The sequence below is a fragment of the Micrococcus sp. UYEF5 genome, assembly GCF_040546065.1.
GTDB classification, from domain to species: domain Bacteria; phylum Actinomycetota; class Actinomycetes; order Actinomycetales; family Micrococcaceae; genus Micrococcus; species Micrococcus luteus.
Genome location: NZ_JBEPNB010000009.1, coordinates 26,963 through 43,911, shown reverse-complemented (window position 1 = coordinate 43,911; position 16,949 = coordinate 26,963). Strand labels below are relative to the sequence as shown.

14 protein-coding genes and 1 tRNA gene are annotated in these 16,949 nt (G+C 74.0%); 6 read left to right on the top strand and 9 right to left on the bottom strand.

The features are described 5' to 3' along the window. The first annotated feature begins 9 nt into the window (after positions 1–9). On the top strand, positions 10–951 hold the full coding sequence (locus tag ABIB16_RS09295) for a rhomboid family intramembrane serine protease (protein WP_354436225.1): 942 nt from the start codon (positions 10–12) through the stop codon (positions 949–951). A 167-nt stretch (positions 952–1,118) separates the two neighbouring features. Here the strand turns inward: ABIB16_RS09295 and ABIB16_RS09290 are convergent, their stop codons facing one another. Then, a complete protein-coding gene (locus ABIB16_RS09290) occupies positions 1,119–1,424 on the bottom strand; it encodes a cell division protein CrgA (RefSeq protein ID WP_060973757.1) in 306 nt (101 codons plus the stop codon). Between the two features lie 157 nt (positions 1,425–1,581). Here ABIB16_RS09290 and ABIB16_RS09285 point away from each other — a divergent pair, with 157 nt between their 5' ends. Further along, a complete protein-coding gene (locus tag ABIB16_RS09285) occupies positions 1,582–2,235 on the top strand; it encodes an anthranilate synthase component II (protein ID WP_002858195.1) in 654 nt (217 codons plus the stop codon). A 45-nt stretch (positions 2,236–2,280) separates the two neighbouring features. Here ABIB16_RS09285 and ABIB16_RS09280 read toward each other — a convergent pair whose 3' ends face one another. From ABIB16_RS09280 to ABIB16_RS09250, 7 genes are read right to left on the bottom strand one after another with little or no spacing between them, the layout of a single operon-like run. Beyond that, positions 2,281–4,566, bottom strand: a complete 2,286-nt coding sequence (locus tag ABIB16_RS09280; protein WP_101967593.1) for a protein kinase domain-containing protein — start codon at positions 4,564–4,566, stop codon at positions 2,281–2,283. Positions 4,567–4,598: 32 nt separating this feature from the next. Beyond that, complete coding sequence (locus ABIB16_RS09275) at positions 4,599–6,695, bottom strand: protein kinase domain-containing protein (RefSeq protein WP_144825548.1); 2,097 nt, start codon at positions 6,693–6,695, stop codon at positions 4,599–4,601. Next, positions 6,692–8,137, bottom strand: coding sequence for a peptidoglycan D,D-transpeptidase FtsI family protein (locus ABIB16_RS09270; protein WP_036384638.1), 1,446 nt, complete (start codon positions 8,135–8,137; stop codon positions 6,692–6,694). Before ABIB16_RS09270 ends, ABIB16_RS09275 begins: the two co-directional genes overlap by 4 nt. Continuing rightward, complete coding sequence (locus ABIB16_RS09265) at positions 8,134–9,558, bottom strand: FtsW/RodA/SpoVE family cell cycle protein (protein WP_036314455.1); 1,425 nt, start codon at positions 9,556–9,558, stop codon at positions 8,134–8,136. Before ABIB16_RS09265 ends, ABIB16_RS09270 begins: the two co-directional genes overlap by 4 nt. After that, positions 9,555–11,270 (bottom strand): PP2C family protein-serine/threonine phosphatase, encoded by a 1,716-nt coding sequence (locus tag ABIB16_RS09260; protein WP_049146851.1) that lies wholly within the window; start codon positions 11,268–11,270, stop codon positions 9,555–9,557. Before ABIB16_RS09260 ends, ABIB16_RS09265 begins: the two co-directional genes overlap by 4 nt. 3 nt (positions 11,271–11,273) lie before the next feature. Then, the gene (locus tag ABIB16_RS09255) at positions 11,274–11,834 is read right to left on the bottom strand and encodes an FHA domain-containing protein FhaB/FipA (RefSeq protein WP_044659734.1); all 561 of its coding nucleotides are present in this window, start codon (positions 11,832–11,834) and stop codon (positions 11,274–11,276) included. Further along, on the bottom strand, positions 11,831–12,748 hold the full coding sequence (locus ABIB16_RS09250) for an FHA domain-containing protein (RefSeq protein WP_354436224.1): 918 nt from the start codon (positions 12,746–12,748) through the stop codon (positions 11,831–11,833). The genes ABIB16_RS09255 and ABIB16_RS09250 overlap by 4 nt, the downstream gene beginning before the upstream one ends. A 250-nt stretch (positions 12,749–12,998) precedes the next feature. On the opposite strand from ABIB16_RS09250, the gene ABIB16_RS09245 reads away from it, so the two are divergent. Further along, positions 12,999–13,082, top strand: a tRNA-Leu gene (locus tag ABIB16_RS09245). A 174-nt stretch (positions 13,083–13,256) separates the two neighbouring features. On the opposite strand, the gene ABIB16_RS09240 is transcribed toward ABIB16_RS09245, so the two are convergent. Beyond that, positions 13,257–13,607 (bottom strand): universal stress protein, encoded by a 351-nt coding sequence (locus ABIB16_RS09240; protein WP_041103511.1) that lies wholly within the window; start codon positions 13,605–13,607, stop codon positions 13,257–13,259. Positions 13,608–13,783: 176 nt separating this feature from the next. Between ABIB16_RS09240 and ABIB16_RS09235 the strand changes: the two genes are divergently transcribed. The 3 genes from ABIB16_RS09235 to tctA are packed head-to-tail and all read left to right on the top strand — an operon-like array spanning position 13,784 to position 16,855. Beyond that, positions 13,784–14,791 (top strand): tripartite tricarboxylate transporter substrate binding protein, encoded by a 1,008-nt coding sequence (locus tag ABIB16_RS09235; RefSeq protein ID WP_354436223.1) that lies wholly within the window; start codon positions 13,784–13,786, stop codon positions 14,789–14,791. Then, positions 14,788–15,348: a tripartite tricarboxylate transporter TctB family protein gene (locus ABIB16_RS09230; protein WP_354436222.1), complete on the top strand. Its 561-nt coding sequence runs from the start codon at positions 14,788–14,790 to the stop codon at positions 15,346–15,348. Before ABIB16_RS09235 ends, ABIB16_RS09230 begins: the two co-directional genes overlap by 4 nt. Position 15,349: 1 nt before the next feature. Continuing rightward, complete coding sequence (tctA, locus tag ABIB16_RS09225; RefSeq protein WP_354436221.1) at positions 15,350–16,855, top strand: tripartite tricarboxylate transporter permease TctA; 1,506 nt, start codon at positions 15,350–15,352, stop codon at positions 16,853–16,855. Positions 16,856–16,949 lie beyond the last annotated feature (94 nt).

The following is a 16,949-nucleotide window of genomic DNA, read 5'->3' as shown; positions in this document are numbered from 1 at the left end:
AGCCCCTCGGTGAGCACCACCCCCTCTGACCCGCACGGCCCGGACTCCGCGGACGGCACACCCCCGGTGTGCCCGCGGCATCCGGGCCGTGCGGCGTATGTGCGCTGCGCCGTCTGCCGGCGCCCCGCGTGCCTCGACTGCCAGCGTCCCGGCTCCACGGCCGGACCGGTCTGCGTGGACTGTGCGTCCGGCGTCGTGGCCGGCCCTGCTCCGACGGCGGCCCCGCCCGGCGCCGCCGCGACGGTCCCAGCCCGACGGCGGACGGGCTTCACCGCCTCGCCCGTCACCTGGATCCTGCTGGCGGTCACGACGGTGGTCTACGCGGCGCAGTGGATGACCCGGGATCAGGCGTCCGGCGTGACCGAGGCGCTCTGGTACGCCGGGCTCTACACGTCCCCGTACGGCATGGAGCCGTGGCGGATGGCCTCCTACGCGCTCGTGCACGACGTCTCCGGTCCCACGCACCTGCTGCTGAACATGCTCGCGCTGTGGGTGATCGGGCGCGTGCTCGAGCCCGCGCTGGGCTGGTGGCGGTTCCTCGCTCTCTACGTGCTCTCCGCCGTGGGCGGCGCGGTGTTCGCGCTGTGGGTCTCGGACCCGCTGCAGCCCGTCGTCGGGGCGTCCGGCGCCGTGTACGGCATGTTCGCGGCCCTGTTCCTGCTCACCCGGGTGCGGGGCGGCCAGGTGCGCTCGATCGCCGTGCTGATCGGCCTGAACCTCGTGTTCTCGTTCCTGTTGCCCGGGGTGGCCTGGCAGGTGCACGTGGGCGGGCTGCTGACGGGCGCCGTCGTCGCCGTCGTGTTCTCCCTGGCCGGCGGGCTGCGGCCCGGCCGCGCGCGCGTGCCGTCCGTGGGCGCCCAGGCAGCCGGCCTCGTGGTCGTGGCGGCGGCGCTGGCGGCGCTCACGGTGCTCGGCGCCGCACGGGTCACGGTGGCCGGCCTGCTCGGCTAGACCGTCGTCCCCGACCGTCCCCGGAGTTCTCCACAGCCGGGTGTGCACTTCTTCCCACAGGGGTGTCCACACCTGTGGACAACTCCGGGGACAACTCGTCTCCGGGCGGGATCGTGCGGATCGGCCATCCACAGGGTTGTCCACCGCTGTGGAGAACTACACGCGTGTCATTCGCTCCAGCGGGACATCATCAGGAACCCGACGAGCGCGATGCCGAAGCCCACGAGGATGTTCCAGCCGCCGATCTGCACGATCGGGAAGAGGCCCTGGGTCAGGTAGTAGACGATGATCCAGAGCAGGCCGAGGATCAGCAGGCCGAACATCACGACCTTGTACCCGGGGGAGAGGGGCTTCGGACCCGGGTCCACGTCCCCGAGGTCCGTCCGCACGGCGGAGCGGCTGCGGCGCGCGGCCTCGAGCTCCTCGCGCTTCCGACGGGCCGAGTCCTTGCGCTTGCCGGCGGGTGCTGCCACGGGTCTTCTCCTCGGGTGGGGGGGTGATGGGCGCCCCCACCGGCGGAGACCGGGGCGGGGACGGTATCCTGCTGACCTGCCCAGGACCGGGGTCAGCGACGTGCCCGGCCAGTCTATGCACCCCGCTCCCACGCGGCGGGGAGGAAAGAGCGCCCCCGTGCAGAGCCCCGAGGTCTCCGTCCTCGTCGTCGACAACTACGACAGCTTCGTCTACACCCTGGTGGGCTACCTCGAGCAGCTCGGGGCCCGCACCACCGTGATCCGCAACGACGAGGTCACCCCCGCCCGCGCCCTCGAGCTCGCGGCCGAGCACACGGCCGTGCTCATCTCGCCCGGGCCGGGCGCACCCGCCGACGCCGGTGTCTCCCTCGACCTCATCCGCTCCGCCGCCGACGGCGGCCGCCCGCTCTTCGGGGTGTGCCTGGGGCACCAGGCCATCGCGGAGGCGTTCGGCGCGACCGTGACGCACGCGGAGTCCCTCATGCACGGCAAGACGTCCCTGGTCCGCCACGGCGAGCACCCCATGTTCGAGGGCGTCCCCTCGCCGTTCACCGCCACCCGCTACCACTCGCTGGCCGCCGTGCGGCCCACCGTGGACGAGGCGGTCCTGGAGATCACCGCAGAGACCGAGGACGGCGTCGTGATGGGTCTGGCCCACCGCACCGCGCCCCTGTGGGGCGTGCAGTTCCACCCCGAGTCCGTCCTCACCGAGGGCGGCTACCGGATGCTCGGCAACTGGCTCGAGTCCGTGGGGCTCTCCGGGGCCGCCGAGCGCGGCGGCCGGCTCTCGCCCCTCGTCCGCCAGGACTGACCGGTCCCGGGGCCCGGTTCGCGGGTCCGACGGCGCCCCGTCCGCTCAGGTGGACGGCGGCGGATCGATCGAGGGCTCGGGGTCCGGCGTCAGCGTCGGCAGCGGGTCCACCGGCGTCCCGGTGGGCGAGGTGCTCGGCGACTGCTCGGCCGGCTCCGGCGAGGTCGACGGGGCCGCCGACGTCGACGACGGGCTCTGCGTCGGCGACGGCGTCGCGGTCGCCGTCGGCTCGGGGGTGGGCGTGGCCGAGGCGGACGGCGAGGGCGACGGCTCCGCGCTCTCGGAGGGCTCGGGGCTCTCCGACGGCGGGGGGCTCGGTGACGCGGACGCCGACGGCGTGGGCTCGGGCGCCTCGCTGGACGGCGGCGCCGGCTCGGAGGGCTCGGCCGTGGGCGCGATCCACGAGGACGCCGTCAGGGTCAGAGAGGAGCGGTTGTCCATGCGGACGCCGGCGGGCGGATCCTGGGCCACGACCGTGCCGGTGTCGGTGGTCGCGCCGTCCTCGTCCTGGATCCGCACGCGCAGCTCGGGGGCGCTCAGCGCCAGCTGACGCCGCGCGTCCGGAGCGCTCATCCCCACCACGTCCGGCACGGCGACCATGCCGCTGGACAGGTGCAGCACCACGGAGGAGCCGGGCGGCACGTGGGTGCCCATCGCGGGGTCGGTGCGGGCGAGCAGCCCGCGCTCGAGTCGGCCGTCGTCCTGGTACTGCACGGAGGAGACGCGCAGGCCCAGCCGTTCCAGCTCGCGGCGGGCCGCGTCCTCGGACAGCCCGTGCAGGGAGTCGGACAGCGCGATGCCCTCCTCGCCGCGGGACACCCGGATCCGCACCTCGGCCCCGCGGGGCACCTCCGTGCCCGTCTGCGGGTCGCTCTGGGTGACGGCCCCGTCCGGGGCGTCGGCCATGTACGCCGACGAGACGACGGCCACCAGGCCCGCGTCCTCGAGCGCCGCGACCGCCTCGTCCTGCTGCAGCCCCACCACCGCGGGCACCTCCACGGTGTTGCGCAGGGCCGCCGCGAGCCACGGCGCCAGGACCAGGGCCAGCGCGACCAGGACCATGCCGGCCGCCAGGAGCGTGCGCCGGCGGACGCGGCGTCGGACGCGACGGGGTGTGGCCGTCGCCGGCGCCGGCGTGTCCCCTTGCGGTTCGGGCCGGGGCGTCGCGGCCGCACCGGGCATCACCGGCTGGCCGACCGTCACCGGGCGGGGGCCGTCCATGGCGGCGGCGGCGGCAAGCTGCGCGGCGGAGGCGGCGCCGGGCAGTCCCGCACCCGCCACGGCATGGTTCGCCGCCTGGGGCTGTGCGGCGTCCGGCTCGGCCGGGACGGAGGGCGTCGGCCGGGTCAGCGGGACCGCGGCCATCGGCACGTCGGCCCCGTGCTCCGCGGCCGCGGCGCCCAGCACCGCGCCGCCCGCGCCGACGAGGGCGGGAGGGAAGGCATCGAGCGGCGGGGTGTGACGGCCGGGGCCGGCGTGCGGATCCGCCGCGGCCTCCTCGAGGGCCGCGAGGAACGCGGTGCCCGTGGGGAACCGGTCCTCCGGATCCTTGCGCAGGGCGCGCAGCACCACGGGGTCGAACGCGGGCGGCAGGTCGGGGTCGACGTCGGAGGGCGCCGGCGGCTCCTCGCGCACGTGTTGATAGGCCACGGCCAGCGGCGTGTCACCCGTGAAGGGGGGTCGGCCCGTGAGCAGCTCGAACAGCAGGCAGCCGGCCGCGTAGAGGTCGGCGCGGCCGTCCACGGTGCGGCCCGTCGCCTGCTCCGGGGCCAGGTAGAGGGCCGTGCCCACCACGGCCTGGGTCTGCGACGTGGTGGCGGAGGTGTCGGCCAGCGCATGGGCGATCCCGAAGTCCATGACCTTCACGGCGCCCGTCTCCGTGACCATGACGTTCGCGGGCTTCACATCGCGGTGGACGATGCCCTCCTCGTGCGCGTGCTCGAGCGCTTCCAGCACGCCCCGGGTCCAGGCCACGGCACGGTCCGTGCCCACGGCGCCCTCGGCGTGCAGGATCTCCCGCAGCGTCCGGCCGGAGACGAGCTCCATCACCAGGAACGGGCAGTCCACCGGATGGAGGCCGTCCTCGAGGGAGACCTCGCCCGTGTCGTACACGGAGACGATCGAGGGGTGGTTCAGGGAGGCCGCCGAGCGTGCCTCCTTGCGGAAGCGCGCCTGGAAGTGCGGGTCGCGCGCCAGGTCCCGGCGCATCAGCTTGACCGCCACCGGGCGGTGCAGCCGCAGGTCCTCGCCGCGGAAGACGTCCGCCATGCCCCCGCGCCCGATCAGCTCACCGATCCGGTACCGCCCGTTCAGGGTCCTCTGCTCGTCCACAGACACGTCCGCGTGCTCGTCCCGCCCGCCGCTCAGGCGGAGGGCGTGGCGTCGGCGGACGAGGCCTCCGCGCCACGCGCGTCGGCGGACGAGGCCTCCGCACCACGCGCGTCAGCGGACGGGTCGGTGGTGGGCTCGCCCGTCGGTGCCGTGGACTCCCCGGAGGACTCCGTCGTCGGATCCCCCGTGGGCGTCGTCGGCTCCTCGGACGGCTCCGGCATGGGCTCCGGGTCGGCGGTGGCCCTCGGGGATTCGGCGGTGGGGGACGGGCGGGGCTCGTCCGAGGCCGACGGGCTCGGCTCGCTGCTCGGCTCGGTGCTCGGCTCCTCCGACGCGCTGGGCTCCGGCTCCGAGGCGGGCTGGGAGGCCTCGCGGGTCGGCGCGGCGTCGGACCCGCCGGTGGCCACGATCAGCTGCACGTGCGTGTCGTAGCGGTGACGCTCGCCCTCGCCGGGCACCACGCGCACCACCTCGCCGTCGGCGCCGTCGGCGGACGGGTCGTCCACCCGGTCCACGGTGAAGCCGCGGTCGCGCAGCGTCTGGATCGCGCTGTCCACGGGCTGGCCCACGAGACCCTCCGGGATGACGCCCTCCCCGGTGGAGACGGCCAGCGTGACGGTCTCACCGCGCTGCAGCGCCCCCACGGGGTTGATCTCCTCGACGGTGCCCTCCGGGCTCTGCGCGTCGCGGTCCTCCTCGCGCACCGCCAGGCCGAGGCCCTCGAGCTCGGCGCGCACCTCGCTCACGGGGCGACCCTTGTACGCCTCCGGGTCCACGTTCACGGACGACTCCTCCTGCGAGGTCGCCGGCGCCGAGCCGCCGTCGCCGCGGCCACCCGTGAGCAGCGGCCACAGCAGCGCCCCCAACAGGGCGAACACCACGAGACCGAGCAGCGCCCACAGCGGCCAGGGGTTGGCGCGTCGCCGGCGGGCGGGCGCGGAGCCACCCCCGGCGGGCGGGCCCGGGTCCACGACGTCGCCCGGGCGGGTCTGCTGGTCGCGCACGGCGGCGATCTCGTGGTCGCGCGTGCTCGCGCTCGCGGCGGCGCCGGCCGCACCGGCCGCGCCCACGGCCGCCGCACCGGCGGCGCCGGGGCCGCGGGCGTCGTCGTCGGTGCGGGGCTGGGCCGCGGTCACCGGCAGCGCCGCGGTGGCGGGGGAGCCGTCTGTCCGGGTGCCCTCGGCGCGGGGATGGGTGGTGCGCATGCCGTCGTAGTCCAGGGGGGCGGTCTCGGCGCCCGAGGGGTCGGCCACGCCCTGCTCCTCGAGGAAGGCGGCCAGGCCGGGCACGGCCTCCACCGCGCCGCGGGTGTCCTTGCGACGCAGCGCGTCGGCGGCCTCCGAGAGCGCGGTCGCGTCCGAGGGCCGCTCCTTGGGGTCCTTCGAGAGCATGCACATGATCAGGGCGCGCACCGGGGCCGGGACGGTGTCCGGCAGGGGCGGCGGGGTGTCGTTGACCTGGGCGAGGGCGATCGCGATCTGGGACTCGCCCGTGAACGGGCGATGCCCGGCGAGGGCCTCGTAGCCGATGATGCCCAGCGAGTAGAGGTCGGAGGAGCCGGTGGCCTGCTGCCCCGTGGCCTGCTCGGGCGCGAGGTACTGGGCGGTGCCCATCACCTGGCCGGTGGCCGTGAGCGGGACCTGGTCCGCCAGGCGCGCGATGCCGAAGTCCGTCACCTTCACCCGGCCGGTGGGCGTGATCATGAGGTTGCCGGGCTTGACGTCGCGGTGCACGAGCCCCTGGGCGTGGGCCGCCGAGAGCGCGGCCGCCGTCTGCGCGATGATCCGCAGGGTCCGCTCGGGGGAGAGCACCTTCTCCTTCTCGAGGATGGAGGACAGCGGCTGGCCCGGCACGAGCTCCATGACGAGGTAGGCGGAGCCCTTCTCCTCGCCGTAGTCGTAGACGTTGGCGACGCCGGGGTGGTTCAGCAGCGCCGTGTGCTGGGCCTCCGCCCGGAAGCGGCGCAGGAAGTTGGGGTCACCTGTGTACTCCTCCTTGAGGATCTTCACGGCGGTGATCCGGCCCAGGACCTTGTCCCGCGCCTTCCACACCTCGCCCATGCCGCCGATCGCGATGCGATCGGTCAACTGGTACCTGCCGCCGAGGGTGATGCCCGATGTCGGCCTCATTCCGTGACCACCGCTTCCATGATTGCCTTCATGCCACTGACGACTGTCTGATGTCCAACCCCCGGCGGCTCGTCCTCCACCACGATCGTCACGGCCGCCCGGGGGTTCTCGCTCGCGTCGAAGCCGGTGATCCAGGAGTGCACGTTGCCCGTGTCCCCGACCTCGGCCGTGCCCGACTTCGCCGCGATCCGCACCGTGTCCGACTGCACGGATCCCAGGATGCCGTCCTCCACCGCCGAGACCATCATGTCCGAGACCTGCCCGGCCACCTCGGGGGTCGTGGCCCGGCCGCGCTCACGGGGGCTGAACTCCTGCACCGTGGTGAGGTCCGAACGGCGGACCGCCTTGATCAGCTGCGGCTCCATGACCACGCCGTCGTTCGCGATGCCGGCGGCCACCATGGCCATCTGCAGCGCGGTGGCCTGCACGTCCCGCTGGCCGATCGAGGACTGCGCCAGCGCGGCGTCGTCCAGGTCGGAGGGGAACACGGAGCCGGTCACGGGCAGCGGGTAGTCGAAGGAGTCGTTGAAGCCGAACCGCTCGGCGACCTCCCGGATCCGGTCCTGGCCCAGCTCGACGGCGGCCATGGCGAACGGCGTGTTGCAGGACTGCGCCAGCGCCCACGTGAGGGTCTGACGCCCCACGGTGTTGCACGGTGAGCCGTCGTAATTGGGCAGCTCCGTGGTCGTGCCGGGCAGCGTCCACGCGGCGGGGATGTCCACCGTCCCGTCCGGGGTGTAGTCACCGGACTCGAGCATGGCCACCGCGTCGATCAGCTTGAACGTGGAGCCGGGGGACACGAGCTGCTCCGCGGCGCGGTTGCGGTACGCGCTGGCACCGGGGATCTGGTCGATCGCGGCCATGGCCGCCTGCGCCTCGGCCGGGCTGTGCGAGGAGAGCGCGTTGGAGTCGAAGCTCGGCTTCGACACCATGGCCAGGATCTCGCCTGTCGTCGGGTCCGTGACCACGGCGGAGGCGCGCACGCCGTCCGGGAGCGCGTCGTACGCCAGGCGCTGCAGCTCGGGGTCGATCGTCAGCTCCACCTGGTCGCCCTCAGGCGTGGCACCCGTGATGATCTCCATGGCGCGGTCCACGAACTGGGACGTGGGGGTGCCGGAGAGCTGCTCGTTCATGGCCGCCTCCAGCCCGTCGGTGCCGTAGGTGAGCGAATAGAAGCCTGTGAGCGGGGCGTACAGCTCGGGCTCGTGGTAGACGCGCTGGTAGTGGTACGCGTCGTCGGAGGGGACGGACTCGGCGATCGGCTCGCCGTCCACGAGGATCGGCCCGCGCGGGGCGCCGAACTCCAGGAACATCTGCCGCGAGTTCAGGGCGTGCGTCTTGAGCTGGTCCGCGGCCAGCACCTGGATGACGGACGCGGCCAGCGCGAGCACCAGGATCATGGCCGCCATGACGGTCCACGTGCGTCGGATCGCCTCGTTCACCGCTCCTCACCTCCTCCCGGGGGCACGGCCGCCGCCGGGAGCGCCGTGCCGGGGTCGAGGTGGCCGGCGCCGGGCCCGGACGCGTTGACCATCCCGTCCACGACCACGGGACGGCGGGCGGCGTTCGAGATGCGCAGCACGAGCCCCACGATGATCCAGTTGGCCAGCAGCGACGAGCCGCCGGCGGCGAGGAACGGCGTCGTGAGGCCGGTGAGCGGCAGCACGAGGGTCACGCCGCCCATCACCACGAACACCTGCCACGCCATGGTGAAGGCCAGGCCGGAGGCGAGCACCTTGCCGAACGCGTCGCGCACGCCGAGGGCGGCGCGCATCATGCGGGTGACGAGCAGGAGGTACAGGACGAGCACGGCGGCCAGGCCCACGAAGCCGAGCTCCTCGCCGATGGCCGTGAGGATCATGTCCGAGAAGGACAGCGGCACCTGGGTGGGGTTGCCCGCGCCCAGGCCGGTGCCCATCAGCCCGCCTGAGGCCATCGCGAACAGGCCCTGGACCACCTGGTAGGAGCCGCCGAAGTCGCGATGGTAGATCTCGGGGTCGAAGGCCCTCAGCCAGATCTCGAACCTGGCGGTCACGTGCGGCATGAACAGGAACGCCAGCGCCGCGCCGAAGGCGATCAGGCCCAGGCCGAGGAGGATCCAGGAGGCGCGGGACGTGGCGATGTAGAGCATCGCCATGAACATGCCGAAGAACAGCAGGGCCGAGCCCAGGTCGCGCTGGAACACGAGCACGCCGAGCGCCAGGAGCCAGCCGGCCAGCAACGGGCCGAGGTCCCGGGCTCGGGGGAAGGTCACCGGGCCCACACGGCGGCCGGCCAGCAGGATCAGGTCGCGGTTCGCGGAGAGGTAGCCGGCGAAGAAGATGGCCAGCGTGATCTTGGCGATCTCGCCGGGCTGGAAGGTGCCGAATCCGACGTCGATCCAGATCCGCGCCCCGTACATGCTCAGGCCCAGCCCGGGCACGAGCGGCAGGAGCAGCAGCACGCCGGACGCGGCGAGGAACAGGTAGGGCCAGCGCCGCAGCACCCGGTGGTCGCGCACCAGGAACACCAGGGCGGAGGCCACCAGGACGGCCAGGACGGACCACACGAGCTGCGAGGTGGGGTTGGCCATCGCGGCGTCCTGGCTCAGCCGGTGGATCATGGCCAGGCCCAGCCCGTTGAGCAGGGCGGTGATCGGCAGCATGAACGGGTCCGCGTAGGGGGCCCGCAGCCGCAGGACCACGTGCAGCACGAGGGTGGCGGCGCCGAAGACGCCCAGCGGCACCCAGGCGGTGGAGTCCAGCGGGGCGTCCGTGCCGATCATGCCCAGCAGGTCCGCCCCCAGGGCGATGGCCAGGGCGGCCAGCAGCAGGACCAGTTCGATGTTCCGGCGCGGGCGTGCGGGGGAGATCACCTCGGTCACGGGGCCTCACCTCCCGTCGCGCTCGGGGACGACGCCGGGCTCGTCGGCGCGGTGGAGCCGGACGCGTCCGAGGGGCGGGCGGAGGACGACGACGGCGTCGTGCTCGGCCGGGCCCGCTCGGAGGGCTCACCGGCGGGGGCGGGGGCGTTCGGGTGCAGCGAGTCGCGCAGCTCGGCGACGATCTGCTCCGCGTGGTCCACGTCCCGGGCGGGCATGCCGGCGTTCACGCGGTCGCGTGCGTACGCGGGCAGCGCGTCCACCGGGAGGTCGGTCTGGCGGTCCACGTGGGACAGCTCGAGCGGGCCCAGCCGCTGGGAGACGCCCTTGAACACGGCGATCCGGCCGTCGTTGGCCCCCACGTAGTACTGCGTCTGGGTCCACAGGTAGCCCCACACGGCCACGGCCGCGAGGGTGAGGGCGAGCAGCGTGGTGAACACGGGGATGAACCAGCCGCGGCGGTACTGCACCGGGCGGTCGTCCTTTCCACGCCGCCGACGCGCGGCCCCGTCCTCGGGGCCGCCGGCGGGCCCGGCGGTCGCCGGGGCCGGGGTGGGGGCCGTGGTCATCGGCTCGGCGGCCTCGTCGGACGGGTGGTCGGCAGCGGTGGCGGCCGGTGTGGCGGCGGAGGAGGAGCCGGCGGCGGCAGCGGTGCCGCTCTGCGCGGCGGGCGGGACGGAGGCGTCCGGGCGCGGGGCGGCGGCGGGATCCGGCCCGTCCGTGAGGACGGCCGCGGTGCGCCGGGGACGGTTCTCCGGCACGGGCGTCTCGCCGAGCAGGGCGGCGGCACGGCGGCGCGTGGAGCTGCGGGTGACCACGGGGATGCGATCGGTCTTCACGGCGTTGGAGGCCGCGCCGACGAGCAGGTGAGGCCGTGCGTCCAGGTCCTCGCGCAGCAGCAGGCCGGAGACCGGGCCGACCTCGGGCGGGTGGGCGGCGGCGAGGGCCTGCTCGGACAGGTGGACGTCCGGGACGGGGGCCAGCTCCTCCGCCGTGCCCTCCGCGATCTCGAACGCCACCACGGTGACGTTGTCCGGGGCGCCGCCCTTGAGGGTGAGGTCCACGAGGGTGTCGACGGCCTGGTTGAGAGCCTCCGAGTCCCGCAGCACCTCGTGGATCTTCTCGGGGGGGACCACGTCCGTGAGGCCGTCCGAGCAGAACAGCCACCGTTCTCCGGGGGCGACGGGCACCTCGAACACGTCCAGCTCGGGGGAGGCGTCCACGTCGCCGAGCACGCGCATGAGCACGTTCTTGTTCGGGTGGAACGGGGCCTCCCCGGCCTCGAGGCGCCCCTCGTCCACGAGCTTCTGCACGAACGTGTGGTCCGTGGTGACCTGGGAGAACTCGCCGTCCGCGAGCCGGTAGGCACGGGAGTCGCCGATGTGCGCGATGTGCAGCGTGGTCCCCGCGAGCAGGCCGGCGGTGCACGTGGTGCCCATGCCGGCGAGCTTGGGGTTGGCGTGCACCAGCTCGTTGAGGATCAGGTTGGCGTTCTGGATCTCGTCCGGCAGCACCGTGGCCGGGTCCTCGTAGCCCACCGCATCCAGCGGGGCCAGGTCCAGCACCGTGGACGCGCTTGCCACGTCGCCGCCCACGTGCCCGCCCATGCCGTCCGCGAGCACGGCCAGATGACGGCCCACGTAGGCGGAGTCGTCGTTCTTGGCACGGACGCGGCCGACGTCGGAGCGGGCGGCGTAGCGGAGGACGAGGGTCATGGGTCAGGCCTCGAGCTCCATGACGGTCTTGCCGATGCGGATGGCCGTGCCGGGGCCCACGGGCAGCGCGCGGGTGACGGGGGCGCCGTTCACGTAGGTGCCGTTCGTGGAGCCGAGGTCCTCGAGGAACCAGCGGGTGCCCTGCGGGAACAGCCGGGCGTGGCGGCCGGAGGCGTAGTCGTCCACGAGCACCAGGTCGGCGTCCTGGGCGCGGCCCATCAGCAGGGGACGGCCCTCCAGGGCGATGGTCTGCCCGGCCTTCGGGCCCTCGACCACCCGCAGGGTCCGGGACAGCCGCGGGGCCGGCGTCGTCGGCGCGGACGCGGCGGGGGCCGGCGTCGACGCGGGCGCGGGGCGGTCGACCGCGGACGAGCCCGCCCCGGCGGCCCCGGCCGCGGGCACCGCGGTGACCAGGCCGGCGTCGCGCTGGGCCTGCTGGAGGCGTGTCTTGTTGCGTCGGCCGACCACGAGGTCGCGGCCCTGCGCCATGACGATGGAGATGATCAGCACCCACAGGGCCAGCAGCAGGCCCATGCGGAGCACGGCGACGGCGAGCTCGCTCATGCGCGGCCCCCCGTCCCGCCGAAGAACAGCAGCTCGGTCTGGCCGACGGTCACCACGTCCCCGTCGCGCAGGGTGACGGAGCCGTCCACGCGGCGGCCGTTGACGAGCACGCCGTTGCGACTGCCCAGGTCCAGGAGCGTGACCGTGGAGCCGACGGTGAGCAGGCGCAGGTGTTCGCGGGACACCGAGGAGTCCGGGATCACGAGGTCGGCACGCTCGGCCGAGCGGCCGAGGATGAGGTCGTCCCCGTCCAGGGGGAGCATGCGGCCGTCCAGCTCGAGGGCCGGGCCGGCGGGCCCGGTCACGGGGCGGCCCATCACGACGGTCGGCTGGTCGGCGTGGGCGGGGGCGGCGGGCGCGGTCGAGGCGGCGGCCCGGCGGGGCGCCGGACGGGGCCCGACGCGCGGGGCGGGGGAGGGCTTGCGGGGCGCGGCCGCCGGCAGGTCCTCGACCAGTCGGTCCGGCGCCGCGGCGGAGGCTCCCGGGCCGTGGGCGGTGGCGGGCGAGGCGCCGTCGTCGTGGGGGGCCGGGGCGGTGAGCGAGCCGTCGTCCAGGCGGGTGACCACGCGCAGGTCCCCGGCGCGCACGTCCGCGTCCGGGTGGAAGGCGACCCGGACCGTGCCGGGCAGCGCATAGCCCTGGGAGTCGGCGTGGCGGATGACCTCATCGCACAGCTCGCTGGCGAGGGTGGACCCCCACGAGCGGGCGCGTTCGAAGTCGGCGGGGGAGAAGTGGACCACGTAGCTGTTGGGCGCGACCGTGTGGCCCTCCGACAGGGCGAGAGACTCGTCGTCCATCGCCTGTCGCAGGGCCGAGGCGATCTCCACCGGCTTGACCGCCCGCGGACCGCCGGCCGAGAAGGCCGAGCGCACGGCCCGCTCCAGGCCGCGTTCGAGGTTGTCCAGAAGTCCCACGACGGGGCTCCTTTCCACAGTTGTCCGTCCCGATACTACGGGCCGGGCTGGGAGACCGCCGAGAACAGCGGGATTCTGCGGGGTGGAGCGCGGGTGGGAGAGGTGCTGGAGGGGGTGGGCCGCGGGCGTGGCGGGGACGCGGGGGTGGGCGTCGGGGCCGATTTGCATGCCCGGGCGGGCGGGGGTTAGAGTATTCCTCGCTGCCTGTGACGGTCGCCGGATGTCCGGGGCTGAGAGCGGGGAGCCACTCGCGCGAGTGGCGGAATTGGTAGACGCGCTGGCTTCAGGTGCCAGTGTTCGCAAGGACGTGGGGGTTCAAGTCCCCCCTCGCGCACCGAGGACGAAGGCCCCGGAACCGTGTGGTTCCGGGGCCTTCGGCGTTCCCGGGCTGGTCCCACTCACCCGTTGGGGGCGGTTTCGGGCGGTATCCACGCCGAATACCGCCCGAAACCGCCCCCAAACGCCGCGGGGTGGGCCGGGTGCGGGGCCGCGCGCCCGACGCCGGCCCTCACGGCTTGACGCACACCACCGGGACGCGCGCCTCGAGGATGATCTGCTGCGCGGCCGATCCCAGCAGCAGCTTGCCCACGGGGGAGCGGTGCTTCACGCCCACGACGATCCGGCTCGCGCCCACGCGCTCGGCGTGCTCGAGCAGGTCGCCGACGGCGTCCCGGCCGCGCTCCTGGGCGTGCGCCACGGACGCGACGACGCCGGCCTCGCGCGCCTCCGCCTCGTCCGGCTCGGTCCCGTCGAGGGAGAACCAGACCACGTCCTCTCCGCGCAGGGCCGCCTCGGCCAGGGCGGCCCGCCAGGCCGCGGCGCTCTCGGGGGTGCTGGTTCCGGTGCTGATGATCGTCATGGGGACCACTGTGCGTCATGGACGCGGCCCCCGTCACCACCCGGGCCGATTGTCGTCGGCGACTCTGCGGACGCGGAGCGCACGCAGCCTCGTCGCGCTGTTACGGTGACCTCCACCACTCGCACCTGTCCCCGGCGCCACTCCCTGGCGGCGGGGTGTCTCTGTTAGGAACCGCCATGTCCTCCACCTCCCCCGACGGCCCCCCGCGCCGACGCACGGGGATCGGCCGGATCGTCTTCAGCGTGATCGCGGTGCTCACCGTGCTCGCGGCCTCCGCCTTCTCCATCCGCTCGGCCTCGGGAGGCAACGACATCCGCACCAACCTGACCCTCATCGCTCCCGCGGCCGCCGGCGGCGGCTGGGACTCGTTCCAGCGCGAGCTGCAGCAGACCATGCGCGTCAACGGGCTCGTGAACAACGTCCAGGTGGTCAACATCCCCGGCGCCGGCGGCACCATCGCCCTCGGTCAGCTGACCACGCTCGAGGACGCGAACAACCTCATGGTGGGCGGCACCGGCCAGATCGCCGCCCACGCGGCCCGTGGCACCGGCCCCGAGCTCTCCCAGGTCACCGCGGTCAGCCGCGTCGTCGAGGAGTACAGCCTCGTGGTGGTCCCGGCGGACTCGCCGTACCAGAGCATGGACGACCTGGTGACCGCCTGGCGCGCCGACCCCGCCCACGTGGCGTGGACCGGCGGCGGCTCCTTCGACCAGCTCGTCATGGCGGACATCGCCCGCACGGCCGACGTGCCGGTCGCGGACACCACCTACATCCCGTCCGACGGCGGCGGCGAGGCCATCCAGGCCCTGCTCAACGGCACCGCCCAGGCCTCCGCCGGCGGCTTCGCGGACATCTACCCGCAGGTCCAGGCCGGCCGACTGCGCGCCCTCGGCGTGGTGGCGGCCGAGCCGCTGGCCGGCGTCGAGGAGATCCCGACCCTGCGCTCCCAGGGCTACGACGTCACGCTCACCAACTGGCGCGCCCTGTTCGTGCCGCCGGGCGTCTCCGCGGAGGAGCGCACGGAGCTCGAGGCCCTCATCGCCGAGGCGGTCGACACCCCCGAGTGGAAGGAAGCGGTGCAGCGCAACTACTGGAATCCGGTGCCCCTCTCCGGCACCGAACTCGAGGAGTTCATCGCCGCCGAGAAGGAGCGCATCGGCACGCTGACGGAGGAGATCAAGTGAGCCACGCATCCACCGTCCCCCCCGCCGCCGACGCCCCCTCCCGCTGGGGGCGCGCCGCCGGGCTCTCCGGACTCGTCATGCCGGCCGTGCTGGCCGCGTTCAGCCTCTACCTGCTGCTGGGATCCCTGGCCATGGACACCGAGGGCGCCGACTTCCCCGGCCCGGACTTCTTCCCGCTGATCCTCGCGGTCGCGGGCCTCGTGATCGCCGCCGCGCTCGCGGTGGAGGTCGTGCGCGTGCGCCAGTCCCCCGAGGGTCAGGCCGACGCGGACGGCGAGGTCGGCCAGGCGGCCGGTCCGCTGACCCTGTTCCACTCGGACTTCGGCGCGCTGGCCTGGTGCTTCCTCGGCTTCCTCGCGTTCGCCGTCCTGCTGCCCTGGCTGGGGTGGATCCTCGCCGGGGCGCTGCTGTTCTGGTGCATCACGCGGGCGTTCGGCGCCCCGCACCCCGTGTTCGACATCCTCGTCGCCCTGTTCGTCTCCTCGCTGGCCTACCTCGGCTTCGCGGTGGCCCTGGGCCTGACCCTGCCCTCGGGCATCCTGGGAGGTGGCTTCTGACATGGAGACCCTCGGACTCCTCATGGAGGGCTTCGCCGGAGCCCTCACCCCCATGAACCTGATCTGGGTGGTGCTGGGCTGTCTGCTCGGCACCGCGGTCGGCGTGATGCCCGGACTCGGCTCCTCGATGGCCGTGGCCCTGCTGCTGCCCATGACCTTCGCCCTCGAGCCCACCGCCGCGTTCATCATGTTCTCCGGCGTGTACTTCGGCGGCCTCTTCGGCGACTCCACGATGGCCATCCTCATGAACACCCCCGGCCAGGCCTCGGCCATCGCCTCCACGTTCGAGGGCCACCGCATGGCCCAGGACGGCCGGGCGGCCCAGGCCCTGGCGACGGCGGCCCTCGGCGCCTTCATCGGCGGCATGGTGGCCTCGGTGTGCGTCGTGTTCCTCGCCCCCGTCCTGGCGGAGTTCTCCACGAGCTTCGGGCCCGCGGAGTACTTCGCGCTCGCGCTCTTCGCGTTCGTGGCCACCTCCTCGGTGGTCGCGGACTCGGTGCTGCGCGGCCTGGCCTCCCTGGTGCTGGGACTGGGCATCGCCGTCGTCGGGATCGATGCGGTGACCGGCACCGAGCGCTTCACGATGGGCTCCCCGCAGCTGTTCGACGGCATTCCGCTCGTGACCGTCACGGTGGCGATCCTCGCGCTCGGCGAGGTGTTCCACGTGGCCTCCCGGGTGCGCCGCGAGCACGAGGACCTGCGCATCCGCCGCACCGGCCGGCCGTGGCTGTCGGGCGCCGAGTTCCGCGAGGCCGCCCCGGCGTGGCTGCGCGGCACGGCGATCGGCCTGCCATTCGGCATCGTGCCGGTGGGCGGCTCCGAGGTGCCGACGTTCCTGGCGTACTCGGCCGAGCGGCGCCTGGACCGGCGCCGGGCGCATCCGCAGTTCGGCCGCGGCGCGATCCGCGGGCTGGCGGCCCCGGAGGCCGCGGGCAACTCGACCACCGGCATGGCGATGGGCGCGCTACTCACGCTCGGCCTGCCCGTCTCCGCGACGGCGGCCATCATGCTGGCGGCGTTCCGCCAGTACGGGCTGCAGCCCGGCCCCCTGCTGTTCGACCGCAGCCCGGACCTCGTGTGGGCGCTGCTGGCGAGCTTCTTCATCGCGATGATCGTGCTGCTGGCGATCAACCTGCCGTTCGCGCAGCTGTGGGCCAAGCTCCTGCTCATCCCGAAGCACTACCTCTACGCGGGGATCACGCTGTTCTGCGGGCTGGGCATCTACGCCACCACGGGCGCGGTGTTCGACCTGCTGATGCTCCTGGGGATCGGCGTGCTGGGCTTCCTGATGCGGCGGTACGGCTACCCGCTGGCGCCGCTGATGATCGGCATGGTGCTCGGCCCGCTCGCGGAGACCAGCCTGCGCGACGCCCTGCTCAGCTCGGTGGGCGACCCGGCCGTGCTGGTCTCCACCCCCATCACGTGGGTGATCTACGGGATCCTGGCGATCGTGCTGGCGTTCTCGGTGCGGGCCGCCGTCGTGCGCCGGACGCGCCAGGACGTGTGAGCGGAGGAGGGATCCACGTCCCCCGAGGCAACGCGGGTTGAGTTGTCACCGGTGTGCGGCCTCCGCACCCGTGACAACTCAACCCGCGTTTCTG